The organism is Mesorhizobium sp. M1428, assembly GCF_040317515.1.
Lineage (GTDB): Bacteria > Pseudomonadota > Alphaproteobacteria > Rhizobiales > Rhizobiaceae > Mesorhizobium.
On the sequence record NZ_JAMYKT010000006.1, the window covers coordinates 63,819 to 79,968 of the forward strand.

The window sequence follows — 16,150 nt, forward strand, 5'->3', positions numbered from 1 at the left end:
TTGAAATCAACCAAGCTTTTTTCATATTCGTGAAACTGTCAAGCTGTTTCACGCTTGGGAATGAAAGTCAGCGTTCGAACGCGTCCAGCATCCGGTACCAGGCGATGGTCGCGGCAACGCCGACCTGCCGAAACGCGTGAAAAGGGATCGGCCGGATCGGCGATATCGGGAACGGCAATTGCCTGGTGTCGCCGCTCGACAGGTAGGAGGCGATGCGCTCACCAAGCGCGGTCATCAGGCCGATGCCGCGGCCTTGGCAGCCGACGACCGCCAGCAGACCCATCTCTGGCTCGTGGATATGCGGGAGATGGTCCGGCGTCATTGCCACCCGGCCGAACCAGCGCTTTTCAATGGCCACATCGGACAGCGCCGGGTAGAGCCGCAGCAGCGCGCGTTCCAGATGCGCCCAGTCGGCCGGGCCGTTCGGCAAGGCCATGCGGCCGCGTCCGCCGAGCACCAGCCGGCCGTCGGCACTCTTGCGGTAATAGACGAGGATGCGGCGCGAATCCGAAACCGCCTGCCCTTCCGGCAAGATCGCCGCCGCGAGATTGGACGATAGCGGCGCTGTCGCGATCTGGAAGGAATGCAGCGGAACGATCGTCTCGGCGAGGCCGGGGAGCAGGCCGCCGGTATAGGCGTTGGTCGCCAGGACAATCGCCTTGGCCTTGAGTTCGGCGCCGCTTTCCGTAGAAACGTGCCAAATGCCAGCATTCTTGCTGATCTGCATCACGTTCTGGCGTTCGGCGATCTTCACGCTCGCCGCTGCAGCGACGCGCGCCAGTTCCGACGTGTAGGCAAGCGGATCGATGACACCGGCGCGGCGATCGAGCCAGCCGCCGAGATAGCCTTGCGCGCCGATCATCGTCGCGATCTCCGTCGCGCTCAGCAGCCGGACATCGGCGCCGCGCGCCCGCCACTGCCGATCCCGGCTTGCCGCCGCTTTCAGCGCGGTCTCGGTATGCGCGGCCTGGATCCAGCCATTGCGGACGAACGGCACCGTGAGCTTTTCGTCGCGGATCAATTCGAAAACGGCGTCCACCGTCGAGGCGGCAAAGTTGACGAGCGCCTCACCGCGTTCGAGACCAAAATGCTCCAGCAGCCAGTCCGGATCGTATTTCAGGCCGGGAATGACCTGACCGCCGTTCAGGCCGGATGCGCCACTGCCGATTTCGCCGGCCTCCACCACCTGGACGGCGAGGCCGAGCCGGGCAGCGTGCAAGGCCGTTGACAGACCCAGAATGCCGCCGCCGACGATGACGACATCGACGCATTGGCCGGCTGGAAAAAGCGACTGGAACGCGGTGGCTGTCCGCGGCTTCTGCCAGATTGGATCGGAAAACCGTAAGAGCAAGCGTCACCTGGAGATTTTCAGTGGGTGAAAACCCTAGCGACGGTTTCATTATTTTGAAAGAGCGTTTTCCCTCGCCATTGGCGCACGTCAGGCTCGATCAAGGTCCAGCGATGCGAAGACCGCTTGAAAGAATTGACAAAGCTCGCCCTGCAAGCGGGATAGACCTTTGGCGGGAATTTGTTGAAAGTGCCGCGGCCGAAGGACAAGACAACAGGAAATGTAAGCCATGACGAACGCCACACATTTGCCCGCCGAAGGCCTCTTCGTAGGCCGCGCCTGGGCGAGCGATGCTTCCCATCCGCTGGTGGTCACGGTGCGTGACGGCACGATCTTCGACATCACGTCAAATGTGGCGCCGACCGTACGCGACGTTTGCGAATTGCCGGATCCGGCGGGGCACGTCCGCTCGGCCAAGGGACGGCCGATCGGCCCGCTCGATGCCATTGCCGCCAACAGTTTCGAGACAGCGCGCGATGCGGGGAAACCGTACCTGCTGTCCCCCGTCGACCTGCAGGCGATCAAGGCGTCTGGCGTCACCTTTGTCGTCAGCCTGCTCGAACGGGTGATCGAGGAGCAGGCGCGCGGTTCGGCCGAAAAGGCCGACGCCATTCGCGCCGACATCGCCGGGCTGATCGGCCACGATCTGTCGAAGCTCAAGCCCGGCTCGCCGGAAGCGATGGAGATCAAGGCCAAGCTGATTGCGCGCGGCGCCTGGTCGCAATATCTGGAAGTCGGCATCGGCCCCGATGCCGAGATCTTCACTAAATGCCAGCCGATGGCCTCGGTCGGCTTCGGCGCCGATGTCGGCCTGCATCCGGTTTCGACATGGAACAATCCGGAGCCGGAGATCGCCATGATTGCCGCGAGCAGCGGCAGGATCGTCGGGGCGACGATCGGCAACGACGTCAATCTGCGCGACGTCGAGGGACGCTCCGCGCTGCTGCTCGGCAAAGCCAAGGACAACAACGCTTCGGCAGCACTTGGCCCCTTTATCCGGCTGTTCGACGAGACGTTTTCCATCGGCGACGTGAAGCAGGCGATCGTACACCTGAAGGTCGAGGGCGAGGATGGGTTCTCGCTAGAGGGCGCCAGTTCGATGGCTGAGATCAGCCGCTCGCCGGAAGAGTTGGTCGCCGCCGCCATGGGGCCGCACCACCAGTATCCGGACGGGCTGGTGCTCTATCTCGGCACGATGTTCGTGCCGTCGAAGGATCGCGGCGAACAAGGCAAGGGCTTTACCCACAAGGTCGGCGACATCGTCACCATCTCGTCGGAGAAGTTCGGTGCGTTGGTCAACCGCGTGCGGCTGTCGCCCGACTGCCCGCACTGGACCTACGGCGCCAGCCATCTGATGCGTGACCTCGCAAGGGCCGACCTCATCTAGTCCCCCAGCCTAACATCCGATAGATTCTAGAATTCTCTGATTGGAAATTACCTGCTCGTCGGCATTCGGGAGAGTCCATTGATCGTCGCTCTTGAGGGCAAGACCCTTGTCGTTACCGGCGGGACGCAAGGGCTTGGCGAGACCATCGCCCGGCTGGCCTCAGCCGGCGGCGGCGAAGGGATCGCCATTGTCGGCCGCAATGCCGAGCGTGGCAGACGCATCGCCGAAGAGCTTTCACGACCAAGCCGGCCCGTCGTCTTCATCCAGGCCGACCTTGGAGATCCGGCCGCGCCTGCAGCTGTCATGGCGGAAGCGATCAAAAGACTCGGCCGCATCGATTGTCTGGTGAACGCCGCGGCCCTTACCGACCGGGCCTCGCTGGAAACTGGCACAATCGACGACTGGGACAGGTTGTTTTCCGTCAATGCGCGCGCGCCGTTCTTCCTCATGCAGGCGGCCGTAGCCGACATGAAGACACGGCGGGCGGCGGGCGCCATCGTCAACATACTGTCGGTGAATGCGCATTGCGGTGCGCCGGACCTTGCCATCTATTCCGCAACCAAGGGCGCGCTTTCGACGCTGACCAGAAACATTGCCAACGCGCATCTCTCCGATCGCATCCGCGTCAACGGCATCAACATGGGCTGGGTAGCGACGCCGGCCGAACAAGAGATGCAGGCGCGCACGCTGGGCAAGGGCGAAAACTGGGCAAAGATCGCCGCCGCCGGCCTGCCGCTTGGTCGATTGCTGACCATGGACGAAGTCGCCCGGCTAACGCTGTTCCTGCTCAGCGACGCCTCCGGGCTGATGACCGGGACGCTTATCGACCTAGAGCAATCCGTGCTCGGCGCGCCGCCGCGCGGCATTGCATGACGGTCGCAAGGACGATCGTCGGCCGCCTGGAAAATATCAGCCAAACTGATGCAATCTGATGGGATTGCTGATGGCGTGGTGCCTTGCGCCAACGTCCATTGGCAATCGAGGCTTGCCATCGATCGAAAAAGGGAATGCTCTAATGCGTCCAGGTCGACGCTGGCAAAATGCGACCACCGTTTTGGCCGCGCACGGCTTTTCGCGGTGATCGTCGGAGGAGGAGGAGGTTCAAATGGGAGGAAATCAAATGCTGACGAGGCTAAGACTGCTTGTACTTGGCTTGGTGATGGCGCTGGCCATTCCGGCCGCGGCACAGGCCAAGACGTTCTACTGGATTTCGCATGGCGGCCCGGCCGATCCGGTCTGGACCTACTTCCTTGCCGGTGCCAAGCAATGGGCGGCGGACACCGGCAATACCGTCAACACCTCGTTCCACAACGGCGACGTGGCGTCGCAACAGGAAGCCGTCCGCGCCGCAATCGCCGCCAAGGCCGACGGCATCACCACGACCAGCCCCGATCCGGGCAGCCTTGTCGAGATCGTCAAGGAAGCGCGGGCGGCGAACATCCCGATCATCAACTTCAACACGCCCGACCCGAAGGCGGATTTCAACGCCTATGTCGGCGGCGACAACGTCACCTTCGGCAAGCATTGGGCGCAGTATCTGGTCGACAAGGGCCTGGTGAAGAAGGGCGACTTCGTCTGGATGCCGGTCGAAATTCCCGGCGCCACCTATGGCGTCCAGGAAGAGGAAGGCATCAAGAGCGTCTTCGAGCCGCTCGGCATCACCTATGAAATCACCGAAGCGACGCTCGACCAGGCCGAAGTGATCAACCGCATGGTCGATTACCTCACCGCCAACAGGGCCAAGGTCAAGGCGATCATCGGCCTTGGCGACCTTGTCACCGGTTCGATCAAGCGGGTGTTCGACCAGGTCGGCGTCAAGCCGGGCGAAATCCCGGTCGTCGGCTGGGGCAACTCGCTCGACACCACCCAGGAAGTGCTGAACGGCTACGTCAATGCCGGCCAGTGGCAGGATCCGCAGGCGACCAGCTATGTCGCGCTCTCGCTCGCCAACATGGCGGCAAGCGGTATTCCGCCCGGCTTCGACGTGATCACCGGCGCGCTCTACGAGAAGGACACCGCGGCAGTCTACGACAAGATCCTGTCCGGCAAATAAATCCGCGATCGAGTTGGTCACGGCCGCTTCGGCGGCCGTGACTGTCTCATCATTCCGCCGAAGCCGGTTGCGGTCTCGGCCAAATCCAATCCTATCGCGGGTCCAAGGTGGAAAATCGTTCTCTTATCCAACGCTCGATCGCGCGACCCGAGTTCGGGCCGTTCGTGCTGCTCGTCGTCGAGATCGCTGTGTTCTGGGGCATCAACCACGACTTCCTGTCGCCGCAAAACATCTCGAACACGCTGGCCTTCACGGTCGAGCTCGGGCTGATCGCGCTGGCGATGACCCTGTTGATGACATCAGGCGAATTCGACCTCTCGGTCGGCTCGGTGTTCGGCTTCTCGCCTGTCCTGATGTGGACGTTGTTCAACAGCGGCGTCGCCTCGCTCGAAGCCGCCTTCGTCATCGCGCTGGTGGTCGCTGCGTTCATCGGACTGGTCAATGGCTGGTTCGTGACGCAGCTCAAGATCCCGTCCTTCCTGGTGACGCTGGGCATGCTGCTGGTGGTGCGCGGCACCGCATTGTTCGTCACCAACGGATTTCCGCAGCGGACCTGGAGCGCCGAGGGCAGTTGGCTGGCGGAAGCGCTGGTCGGCGATTTCTTCATCGGTCCGTTCCGTATCTACATGTCGCTGTTCTGGTTCATCGCCGCCGCAATCGCGCTCGGCTACGTGCTGACGCAAAGCCGGACAGGCAACTGGATCCAGGCGGCCGGCGGCAACCCGAGTGCTGCAAGGGCGCGCGGTGTCAATGTCAGCGGCGTCAAGATCGGCCTGTTCATCCTGTCGTCGATCCTGGCCTCGCTTGCCGGCGTCATCTCCTCGCTACGCACCTCTGCGGCCAACCCCAACAGCGGCACCGGCTACGAGCTCGAAGTCATCGCCATGGTGGTGATCGGCGGCACGGCGCTGACCGGTGGGCGCGGCACAATCATCGGCACTGTGCTCGGCATCCTGATCCTGCGCGTGATGCGCAACGGCATCGTGCTGATCGGCGTGCCGGGCCTTGCCTACAACATCTTCATCGGCGCCATCATCCTCGGCATGATGGCGCTCCACTCATGGCTGGAACGCCGGCATCAGGCAGGGACTTGAACCATGGCCGAACCGCTTGTCCGCATGGAAAACATCCGCAAGTCCTATGGGCGCGTGCAGGCGCTGGTGGATGCCAATTTCCATGTCAACGAAAGGGAGATCGTCGGGCTGCTCGGCGACAACGGCGCCGGCAAGTCGACGCTGATCAAGGTGCTATCGGGCGCGGTTCCGCTGACCAGCGGCGACATCTTCATCCGAGGCAAGAAGGTGAATTTGCGCAGCACCAGCGACGCCATCGCCCACGGCATCGAGACGATCTACCAGGACTCCGCGCTGGTGACGCAGCTGTCGATCGCGCGCAACCTGTTCCTTGGACGCGAGCCGGTCAAGCCGCCGCGTTTCCTCAACCGCATGGACCAGGAGGCGATGAACGTGGTTGCCCGCGACCTGCTCAAGCAGGTCGGCATCTCGAAGAACATCCCGCCGACGACGCCGATCGGCTCGCTCTCCGGCGGCGAGCGGCAGGCGGTGGCGATTGCGCGCGCCATGCATTTCGACAGCGACCTCATCATCCTCGACGAGCCGACCAACAATCTCGGCGTCGCCGAAACGCAAGGCGTGCTGAGCTTCGTGCGCAGTGCCCGCGATTCCGGCCATTCCTGCATCTTCATCGCCCACAACATCCACCACGTCTTCCAGGTGGTCGACCGCATCGTCGTCATGCGCCGCGGCAAGGTGGTCGCCGACGATATAGACCCGAAGAAGACCAGCGTCGCCGAAGTCGAACGCGTCATCACCGGCATGTCCGACAAGGAGATCCATGACGCGCTGGTCGAGCGCACGCAACGGCCCGGCTGAGCAGCCGGGCCGGGCTTATCGTCGAGGCACTGGATCGCATCGCCACATGGTTGCGATATGAAGGCCACCGTTTCGGATATTGCCAGAAGCTGCGGCCTGTCGACCGCGACGGTCGACCGTGTGCTCAACAACCGGCCGGGAGCCAGTGCCGCCAACCGGCAGCGCGTAATGGAGGCGGCCAAGCAGCTCGGCTATCTGCCGGTCGTCGACCAGGTCGCGTTGCCCTCGCGGCCGGCACATCTCGAATTCTTCCTGCCGATCGGCAGCAATGCCTTCATGGCCGATCTGGCCAGGCACATCGAGGATTATGCGGCGCGCCTGCCGCTGGTTGCCTCCTGCCGCATCCACGAGCTCGCCGGCATTTCGCCGAGTGCCTTGCAGGCGGCCGTCGAAAACCTCTCGCTCAAGGCGAACGGCGTCGGTGTCATCGCCGTCGATCATCCGAGAACGCGCAACATCTTGCGCGAGATCGTCGAGGCCGGCATCCGTCTGGTCACGCTGGTGTCCGATGTTCCCGGCGCGCCCCGCTCGGCCTATGTCGGCATCGACAACAGGGTGGCCGGCCGTACGGCGGCGCTGCTGATGGGACGGTTCCTCGGCGGCCGCCAGGGCCATCTGGCGATGGTCGTCGGCTCACGCTCCTATCGCGGCCACGAGGAACGCGAGATGGGCTTTCGCTCCGTGCTCGGCGAAGAGTTTCCGAACCTGGCCGTCACCAGCGCCGTCGAGATCAACGACGAACCGGAGGTCAGCTATACCGCGACCATGAAGGCGCTGCACAACGAGCCGGAGTTGCTCGGCATCTACTGTGTCGGGGCCGGGCGCTCGGGCGTGGCGAAGGCGCTGCGCGAAGCCAGGCCGCACAAGAAGCCGGTGTTCATCTGCCATGATCTGACGCGTGAGACGCGCGGCTATCTCGTCGACGATCTGCTCGACGTCGTCATCGACCAGAATGCGCGGCTGATCGCCGAACAGTCGGTCATTCGCCTGCTCGGCTCGATCGCCTCATCGGCGCCCTATCTGACGCGTAAATTCATCGAGCCGCGCCTGATCTTCAAGGAAAATGTCCCGGTGCAGTGATGCCGCGCGTGGGCGATGGCGCTCGGGCCTTCATCGTTAAAATTCGGTTGATACCGCAAATCTGCACATCACCTATGCAACTTTTGTGGTTGCCGAATCATTGGGCAATCGATAATTTCGCAGGTGTCGGCCATCTACTCCTCCCAGATGCGATGCCGACGCTGAGTGCGGTACACCTCCTCCCGTGCCGTATTCGAAATCGAGCCCGCTGCCACCTCCTCCCGGCAGCGGGCTTTTTTTATTCCGGCTCCGGGATAGCGGCCGACGCTTGGGATCGTGACCAGCACCGGACACGACTGTTGATCCGCGGATCGATGAGCTTCGCTGCGATCGCCGCGACTTGTCGGGCGGAATCCTGTCACACTTGTCACTCTCACCGGTTCGCCGGCGGCCCTATCCTGCCTCACGACCAGCAAACAGCGCCGCGCAGGCATTGCTGCTGCGGAGGACCGGCAAGGGAGACGCGAGATGGCACATCGCAATGGGACGAGACATCACCCGGCGGCGCGGCCCGCAATCGAAACGCCACGGATCGTTTCGCCGCTTGCGAGACTATCTGGCCCTGAAAGACGTGATCAGGCCTTCCGCCATGCGGACGAACTGCGCGCTCGGGCCCTCGGCGCCGACGCTTTGCAGGCTGACGCGGGCGCCCTCGAGCAACAGCGACAGCGTGTCCGCAAGAAGCTCGGCCTGGCCGATGCCGGCATCGCGACACAGCGAGACCAGCCGCTCGCGCTGCGCTTCCTTGAGTTCCTTAATCACTTGCCTTGCCGGATGATCGGCCTCGCTCAGCTCGATGGCGGCGTTGGCCATGTCGCAACCGCGACGATCCGACATCAGGCAATCGGCCGCCATCCGGACCCAGGCGTGCAGCTGCGCCAGCTTGTCGCCCGGATTCTCGGCCTCGAACTTTTCCCACATCGCGTTGGCGCTGCAGGCGGTCGCCCGCAGACATTCGATGATCAGGTCGTCCTTGGACTCGAAATGCCGGTAGAGCGTCATCTTGTTGGTGCCGGCGGCCTCGGTGATGGCGTCGATGCCGACGCCGCGAATGCCATGCTTGTGAAACATGTCCCGTGCCGTCTCCAGGATCCTGTCCCGGGGGCGAACACGCTCCACAACACCGTCTGTCATCAAAACCTCCGTGATTGCGTTTCCGAAATTCCCTCGGTGCACCTCTTGACTAGGGTGTTACCGGTCTGTAACGTTAGAGATGTTACTTACCTGTAACACCCGCATTGCATCATGTCAAACTCGCAAGTGCCGGCCATCAGCCCCGCCCCGATCGGCAAGGGGACGAACCGCACCTCACGGCCTCGGCCGGCGAGCAAGAGAACACCCGATCCGCGGCTTGCCGCGGATCGCCAAAAACCAGGAGCCGCTTCGATGTCGCAGCGCAATGATCTGACGATCGATGAAGTCGTGAGGGATCCGATGATCCGCATGCTGATGAAGGCCGACCGCGTCGACCCGCGGTCTTTCGAGGCGATGCTGCGTGCGCTGGCTGATGAGCAGGCCGAACGCCGCAATGCGCCGCGCCGCCCTCTGCAAGATTTCGGCTTTCTCGAAGATTCCGGCTCAACGCGCAGCCGGCGGCTGTCCAGGGTAGCCAGGGCCTTTGGCCGGGCCAGAGCATCGGGCGAGGCGTGCATCTCATGGTAAACTTCTTCATCCATCGTCCGATCTTTGCGTCGGCGATCGCCATCATCATGGTGCTCGCCGGAGGGATTTGTTATTTCCTTCTGCCCGTCTCGCAATTTCCCGACATCACGCCGCCCCAGGTCGTGGTCAGCGCCCACTACCCGGGCGCCAGCGCGCAGGTCGTCGCCGACACGGTGACGACGCCGCTGGAACAGCAGATCAACGGCGTCCAGGGCATGACCTATATGTCGTCGTCGAGCTCCAATGACGGCTCCTCGACGATCACCATCACCTTCGACGTTGGCTACGACCTGAGCACGGCGGCCGTCGACGTCCAGAACCGCGTTTCGCAGGCGGCGTCCTCGTTGCCGGCCATCGTCAATCAGGGCGGCGTGACGATCAAGAAGCAGAACCCGAACTTCGTCCTGATCGTCGACCTCACCTCGCCGGACGGTTCCGTCAACCCGGTCGCGCTGAGCAATCTGGCCTATCTGCAGGTGGTCGATCCGCTGAAGCGCCTGCCCGGCGTCGGCGACGTCCAGATCTTCGGCGAGCGGCGCTATTCGATGCGCATCTGGCTCGATCCCGACAAGCTCGCCAATCTCGGCATTACTGCCGTCGACGTGCAGAACGCCGTCGCCGAGCAGAACGTCCAGGTGGCGGCCGGCAAGATCGGACAGTCGCCGGCTCCGGCCGGCACCGCCTTCGAGATGCAGGTCAACGCCGTCGGCAGGCTGAGCGATCCGAAGGAGTTCGGTGACATCGTCGTGCGGGCCAATACCGCGAACGGCTCGCTGGTCAGGCTGCGCGACGTTGCGCGCATCGAGCTCGGCGCGCTGCAATATTCTTCGTCGGCCTTCTTCGGCAAGGACCCGACGGTGGTGCTGGCGGTCTACCAGATGCCGGGCTCCAACGCGCTCGATCTGCAGCAGCGCGTCAAGGATAAGATGCAGGAGCTGTCGGCCCGCTTCCCGAAGGGCGTCAGCTACGCCATGCATTACGATACGACACGTTTCGTATCGGCGTCTATGCACGACGTGCTGATCACGCTCGGCGAAGCGCTGGTCCTGGTCGTCGCCGTGGTGTTCATCTTCCTGCAAAGCTGGCGCACCACGATCATCCCGACGATCGCAATTCCGGTGTCGCTGGTGGCGACGCTGGCCGTCATGCATATGCTTGGCTTCTCACTGAACATGCTCAGTCTGCTCGGCATGGTGCTGGCGATCGGCCTCGTCGTCGACGATGCCATCGTCGTCGTCGAGAATGTCGAACGCCAACTTGAGGCCGGCCTAAAACCGCTGGCTGCCACGCGCACGGCGATGGCCGAGGTCACCGGCCCGATCATCGCGACGACCGCCGTGCTGATGGCCGTGTTCGTGCCGGTCGCCTTCATTCCCGGCGTGTCCGGCCGGCTCTACAACCAGTTCGCCCTGACGGTGGCGATCTCCTTCGGCATCTCGGCCTTCGTCTCGCTGACGCTTACCCCGTCGCTCAGCGCCGCCTTCCTGCGCCACCGGCCGGAAACGCAGTTCGTGCTATTCCGCTGGTTCAACATGGGCTTCGAACGGCTGGCGCATGCCTATGCGAATGGTGTGCGCATTCTCATCCGCCTGCGCTGGATCATGCTCGGCGTGTTCGCGGCCGGACTTGTCGCGACCTATTTCGTCTGGCAGCGCCTGCCGTCGACCTTCCTTCCGGTCGAGGACCAGGGCTACTTCTTCGTCGTCATCCAGCTCCCCGACGGGGCCTCGCTGGAACGCACCGACGCGGTGGCGCAAAAGGCACGCGACATCCTGCAGAATACGCCCGGCGTCGATATCGTCGGCTCGATCAGCGGCTTGAACTTCCTGACCAGCGCCGCGCAGTCGAACTCGGCGGTCGAATTCGCCATCCTGAAGCCATGGGACGAACGCGGTCCCAACCAGAGCGCCTCGAAGCTCGTCGCCGACGTGCGCAACAAGCTGCTGCAAATTCCGGAGGCTTTTGCGCTGAGCTTCGACCCGCCGTCGATCCCGGGCATCGGCACCACCGGTGGCTTCGAGTTTCAGGTCGAGGACCTGACCGGCCGCGGCAGCGTGGCGCTCAACGATGCGACGCAAGCGGTGATTGCCGAGGCGCGCAAGCAGCCCGAGCTCAACCCGCAGCAATTGTTCTCGTCGTTCTCGACCTCGACGCCGCAGTTCAACTACGATCTCGATCGCGCCAAGGCGAAGCTGCTCGGGCTCAACCTGCCGGACGTCTTCAATACGCTGCAGATCTATCTCGGCTCGCTCTATGTGAACGATTTCAACTTGTTCGGCCGCACCTTCCGGGTGACGATCCAGGCCGACAAGGACTCTCGTGCGGGTCCGGCCGACATTTCGCGGCTCTATGTCCGCAATGCGTCGGGTGGCATGGTGCCGCTCAGCACGCTGGGCAAGCTTGTGCCCATCGTCGGTCCCGAGACCGTGCCGCACTACAACAACAATGCGTCGGCCCTGATCAATGGCGGCGCCGCGCCCGGCTTTTCGTCCGGCCAGGCGGTGGCGGCAATGGAGCGTGCCGCTGCCACGGCGTTGCCGAGAGATTTCGGCTACGAATGGACCGGCATCACTTATCAGGAGCTCAAGGCGGGATCGATCGCATCCGTCGTCTTTGGCCTCGCGATCGTCTTCGTCTTCCTGATTCTCGCCGCGCAATATGAGAGCTGGGCGATGCCGTTCATGGTGCTGCTGGCGGTGCCGCTCGCATTGTTCGGTGCGTTCGTCGTGCTGTGGCTGCGCGGCATGCAGATCGACGTCTATTCGCAGATCGGCTTCGTCATGCTGATCGGACTGGCGGCCAAGAACGCGATTCTGATCGTCGAGTTTGCCCGGCGCCGGCGCGAAGAAGGCCTCAGCATCGTCGATGCCGCGATGGAAGCGGCGCGGCTGCGGCTGCGACCGATCCTGATGACCGCCTTCGCCTTCATCCTCGGCGTGCTGCCGCTGATGTTCGCCACGGGTGCCGGTGCCGCAAGCCGGCAGTCGATCGGCACCACCGTCTTTGGCGGCATGGTCGCGGCGACGATCCTGTCGCTGGTGTTCGTGCCGGTCTTCTATGCGGTGATCGAGCAGCTGCGCGAGCGCCGCAGCGAGAGCGAACCGGTTTCCGAAGCGACCGAACAACCAACTGCCGAACCCGTATTCGAGCCATTGGCCGAAGCGGCTGAATAGGACTGGAGAATTGATCATGCGTAAATGGAAAATCGCGCTGGGAACGGCCGTCGCCCTTGGGGCGATTTCGGTGGCGAGCGTTCACCTGCTCGACATGGGCAGCCTCAGCCTCAACGCCGGCACAGCCGGGGCGGCGACACCCAAGCCGGAAGCCTTTGTCATGCCGGTGCCGGTGGTGAGCGTCGTCAAGAAGACGATCCCGATCTATCTCGACTATGCCGCCCGGGTGGAGCCGATCCGCAGCATCACGCTGCAGGCGCGCGTACCGGGCTATCTGCAGGAGCAGGTCGCTACAGACGGCAGCGACGTTGCAAAGGGCGACCTTCTCTACAAGATCGCCCCGGAGGATTTCCAGGCTGCCCTCGAGCAGGCGAAGGCGCTTATCCAGCGCGACACGGCAACACTCGACTATGCGCGCTCCAATCTCGGGCGCGGCAGCGAGCTCGCCAAGAGCGGCTATCTCGCCAAGGACGTGTTCGACCAGCGCACCAGCACCTTGCGCGAGGCTCAGGCCTCGCTCGCCGTAAACCAGGCCGCCTTGCGGACCGCCGAGCTCAATTTGAGCTATACCGAAATCCGTGCCCCGTTCGCGGGACGCATCGGACGCAGCCAAGCATCCGTCGGAACGCTGGTCAGCGTCGCCGGCACCGTGCTCAACTCGCTGGTGCAGCTCGATCCGATCTACGTCACCTTCAATCCGAGCGAAACCGACCTGACTCAGATCGAGGAGGCCCGGGCCGCGGGACCGATCAGTGTCGACGTCCTGCTTCCCGGTGAAACGGAACCGCGCCAGAAGGGCGATCTTACCTTCATAGACAACACGATCGATCGCTCGACCGGCACGATCACGGCACGGGCGACGATCGGCAACGGCAAGTTCACGCTGCTGCCCGGCCAATATGTCCGCGTCCGGCTGCACGTCAAAGAGCAGCCTGATGCGCTGATGGTGCCGCAGACGGCACTCGGCTCCGGCCAACTCGGCAAATACCTCTATGTCGTCGGCAAGGACAACACCGTCGACCAGCGCATCGTTTCGCTCGGACCGACCAATGGCGATCAGGTTGCCATCTTGAGCGGTGTGGCCGAAGGCGACCGGGTGATTACCGGCAATCTGCAGAAGATCGGCCCGGGAATGCCGATCTCGCCGCTGCCCGAGAAACCGGCCACCTGATAACCCCCATCAGGTCCGGTCCCGCGGCGCCCTCGGCTCCCACGCCAAGGGCGCCGTTTTTGCTGATAGTTTCGACGCGGTCGATTCAAGCCGTCGCGCGAACGGCGGCTCTGGCGACGATGGCAGCATAGAGGCGCTCTCTAGCTGCGAAAGCAGTTTGTGGATCAGCAAGCGAGACATCCATCCAGCCGACGGCTTGTCGCGGCTGCACGTATCACTCACGCGAAGGCCCGCTTCGACCCTGGATGGATGGACTGCTGGATTTAGCCGGCATAAGCCAGGTCAAATCTTGAGCCTGGCGCAACAGTTTCGCCGGTCAGGCCGCCTGCAGGATCTGGATTCCGTGCCGTCCGGTAAGCTCGATCACGCGGTTAATCATGTCAGCGGTCGGCGGGCCGGAGGGCGCGTCCTTGGATGCAGCCTCTTCGAAGAATGCGATCATCTCGTCGTCGACGATCGCCATGAACATAGCCGGCACGGGACCAGCATTGCGATAGCCATGGGGCGCGTTGCCCGGAATGGTGACGACATCACCGGGTTCCACCTCGTATTCTTGCGCGACACCATCGATCACTGTCCACATCGTGAGAGTGCCCTCGAGAATGCGGAAAATTTCCGCGGAAGGATGCGTGTGGGGCGGCGTGCCGCTTCCAGGAGGCACCGTGACGTCGATCACGTTGAGTGCCGTCCCAGCGAGCTTTGCCCGGACAGCGACCTGATCGCCCATTACCCAGAAGCTTTGAACCGAATCGGCCGGATGGACCGTTGCTTTGGTCTTATGCCAAGTCACTTGCTTTTTCCCTTTCGAACAGCGCCCTGCTGCGATTTTGCCGCATTGAGCAAGGCGCGAATTGCCCAGGCGGCTGCCTCTCCGGCCTCACGGCCGTTAAGACCCCAGTAGTCTTTCATCGTCTGCCAGGCAGTGGCGCTGAACAGGAGCTGGATCACGGCCTCAAGCTGGCGCGCCGCCTTCGGGTCCATTCCTTTAGCGACTTGCGAAAGGCTGCTCCGAAAGGCACGTTGCCGCTCACCATTGGCTTGCAGGCGCATCTCGCGCCCGGTAACGCTCGCATGCGAGGCCCTGACTACGCCTTCGATTGCGTCCAACGAAGCGAAAAGATCGGGAGGAAGATCGATCAGATCCTGCTCCCGCTCAGGCCAGAACCGCACTCCCAGCGAGGCATTGGTGCTGGCCCAAAAGGCTTCCAAAAGCGCTTCCTTCGTCGGGAAGTGGCGGAAGATCGTCCTTCGGTTCACGCCCGAAACCTCGGCAACCTCATCGAAGCCAAGGAGGCTGTACGGATTTTGCTCCAGGATCGTTCGAATGGACGCGAGGATCCGCTCGCGCGTGGCCTGCGCCTGCTCTGCCCGCAGCGGGCTCTCGTATTTCTGAGTCATCATTTGTGAATTCATGTCACTGCTAGTGACACAAAGCTTCCCAGTCGTCAATGGACATTGCGAAGGCTACGCACCAGTCCGTTTCGCGCTGCGAGAAGCCAGCTGACGCTCAGCGAGGGGAGCGGGAAGGCTGGCTGAGGCCGGAAGGCCGCCAATGTCATGCAGGGTCGAGAATCCAGAAATTACTCTTGTTAGATTGTCGACAATCTGCTTGTGTTGCTTTTGGTCTCCTGGAGCAGCCGGATGGCAACGCTGGATTTCAGTCCGATCGCGGATACGACACGCAGGGCCGAGATCGTGGCGCTGCTCCGGCGGGCGATCCTGACCGGCCAGCTGGAGCCGGGGCAGAAGCTCAACGAACTCAGGATTTCCGAGCAGATGCGGGTGAGCCGTGCGCCGCTGCGCGAGGCGATGCGCGAACTGGTGCAGGAAGGCATCCTGACCAGCATCCCCTACGCCGGAACCTTCGTCATTGATGTTACCGCCAAGGACATCGACGATGCCTATTCGCTCAACAAGGTGCTGGACGAGTTCGCCATCGCGCGGACCTGGCCGCTTCGCGACCAGCGGTTCTTCGACGAACTCGACCGGCGTCATGCGGCGGTGAAGCAGGCGACGCGCGAACTGGACACGACGCGGCAGATCGAAACGGCGCTGCAACTGCATGGCCTGATCCACGAATGGGCCGACAATTCGGTGCTGCTTGAAACGTGGCAACGGCTGACCAGCCGGCTGCAGATGTATTTCGCGCTGCACCAGCGGGCCCGCAACGAGCCTGTGCCTGCCGAAGATGCTCACGAGACCTATGTGCGGCTGCTCAAGGGCAACGACATGCCCGCTGCACAGCACCACGCCAAGGAGCACATCGATTTCGATTTCGAGGCATTGCTCGCCTATGCGCGCGGGCTGGAGCGACGCGGCCCAAATGACGCTAGTCGTGCAAGCCCGACCCGCGGCCGGCCCGAAACCGCCTGATGAGCCCGATA

Annotated in this window: 14 protein-coding genes; 10 read left to right on the plus strand and 4 right to left on the minus strand. The window is 63.1% G+C overall.

The window, feature by feature from the left end; translation table 11 throughout:
* Positions 1-67: 67 nt before the first annotated feature.
* Positions 68-1,351, minus strand: a complete 1,284-nt coding sequence (locus NKG60_RS10695; protein WP_352660837.1) for an NAD(P)/FAD-dependent oxidoreductase — start codon at positions 1,349-1,351, stop codon at positions 68-70.
* Between the two features lie 226 nt (positions 1,352-1,577).
* On the opposite strand from NKG60_RS10695, the gene NKG60_RS10700 reads away from it, so the two are divergent.
* The 6 genes from NKG60_RS10700 to NKG60_RS10725 all read left to right on the plus strand — a co-directional run bounded on the left by NKG60_RS10700 (position 1,578) and on the right by NKG60_RS10725 (position 7,760).
* A complete protein-coding gene (locus NKG60_RS10700; protein ID WP_352660836.1) occupies positions 1,578-2,735 on the plus strand; it encodes a fumarylacetoacetate hydrolase family protein in 1,158 nt (385 codons plus the stop codon).
* A gap of 78 nt (positions 2,736-2,813) precedes the next feature.
* The gene (locus tag NKG60_RS10705; protein ID WP_352660834.1) at positions 2,814-3,608 is read left to right on the plus strand and encodes an SDR family oxidoreductase; all 795 of its coding nucleotides are present in this window, start codon (positions 2,814-2,816) and stop codon (positions 3,606-3,608) included.
* Between the two features lie 247 nt (positions 3,609-3,855).
* Positions 3,856-4,788, plus strand: a complete 933-nt coding sequence (locus NKG60_RS10710) for a substrate-binding domain-containing protein (protein ID WP_352661309.1) — start codon at positions 3,856-3,858, stop codon at positions 4,786-4,788.
* 107 nt (positions 4,789-4,895) lie between these two features.
* Positions 4,896-5,882 (plus strand): ABC transporter permease, encoded by a 987-nt coding sequence (locus NKG60_RS10715; RefSeq protein ID WP_023674041.1) that lies wholly within the window; start codon positions 4,896-4,898, stop codon positions 5,880-5,882.
* 3 nt (positions 5,883-5,885) lie between these two features.
* Positions 5,886-6,680, plus strand: a complete 795-nt coding sequence (locus tag NKG60_RS10720) for an ATP-binding cassette domain-containing protein (protein ID WP_352660831.1) — start codon at positions 5,886-5,888, stop codon at positions 6,678-6,680.
* Positions 6,681-6,737: 57 nt separating this feature from the next.
* Positions 6,738-7,760, plus strand: a complete 1,023-nt coding sequence (locus NKG60_RS10725; RefSeq protein WP_352660829.1) for a LacI family DNA-binding transcriptional regulator — start codon at positions 6,738-6,740, stop codon at positions 7,758-7,760.
* A gap of 552 nt (positions 7,761-8,312) precedes the next feature.
* Here NKG60_RS10725 and NKG60_RS10730 read toward each other — a convergent pair.
* Positions 8,313-8,894, minus strand: coding sequence for a TetR/AcrR family transcriptional regulator (locus NKG60_RS10730; RefSeq protein WP_031211029.1), 582 nt, complete (start codon positions 8,892-8,894; stop codon positions 8,313-8,315).
* A gap of 252 nt (positions 8,895-9,146) precedes the next feature.
* On the opposite strand from NKG60_RS10730, the gene NKG60_RS10735 reads away from it, so the two are divergent.
* Genes NKG60_RS10735 through NKG60_RS10745 form a run of 3 tightly spaced genes read left to right on the plus strand, consistent with a single transcriptional unit; the run spans position 9,147 to position 13,766 of the window.
* Positions 9,147-9,422 (plus strand): hypothetical protein, encoded by a 276-nt coding sequence (locus NKG60_RS10735; protein WP_352466109.1) that lies wholly within the window; start codon positions 9,147-9,149, stop codon positions 9,420-9,422.
* A complete protein-coding gene (locus tag NKG60_RS10740; protein ID WP_352660826.1) occupies positions 9,416-12,595 on the plus strand; it encodes an efflux RND transporter permease subunit in 3,180 nt (1,059 codons plus the stop codon). Before NKG60_RS10735 ends, NKG60_RS10740 begins: the two co-directional genes overlap by 7 nt.
* Positions 12,596-12,611: 16 nt before the next feature.
* The gene (locus NKG60_RS10745) at positions 12,612-13,766 is read left to right on the plus strand and encodes an efflux RND transporter periplasmic adaptor subunit (protein ID WP_352660823.1); all 1,155 of its coding nucleotides are present in this window, start codon (positions 12,612-12,614) and stop codon (positions 13,764-13,766) included.
* 316 nt (positions 13,767-14,082) lie between these two features.
* Here NKG60_RS10745 and NKG60_RS10750 read toward each other — a convergent pair whose 3' ends face one another.
* Together NKG60_RS10750 and NKG60_RS10755 are read right to left on the minus strand one after the other, a co-directional pair.
* Positions 14,083-14,493 (minus strand): cupin domain-containing protein, encoded by a 411-nt coding sequence (locus NKG60_RS10750; protein ID WP_352660820.1) that lies wholly within the window; start codon positions 14,491-14,493, stop codon positions 14,083-14,085.
* A 59-nt stretch (positions 14,494-14,552) separates the two neighbouring features.
* On the minus strand, positions 14,553-15,167 hold the full coding sequence (locus tag NKG60_RS10755) for a TetR/AcrR family transcriptional regulator (RefSeq protein ID WP_352660818.1): 615 nt from the start codon (positions 15,165-15,167) through the stop codon (positions 14,553-14,555).
* A gap of 240 nt (positions 15,168-15,407) precedes the next feature.
* On the opposite strand from NKG60_RS10755, the gene NKG60_RS10760 reads away from it, so the two are divergent.
* Positions 15,408-16,139, plus strand: a complete 732-nt coding sequence (locus NKG60_RS10760) for a GntR family transcriptional regulator (protein ID WP_352660815.1) — start codon at positions 15,408-15,410, stop codon at positions 16,137-16,139.
* Positions 16,140-16,150 lie beyond the last annotated feature (11 nt).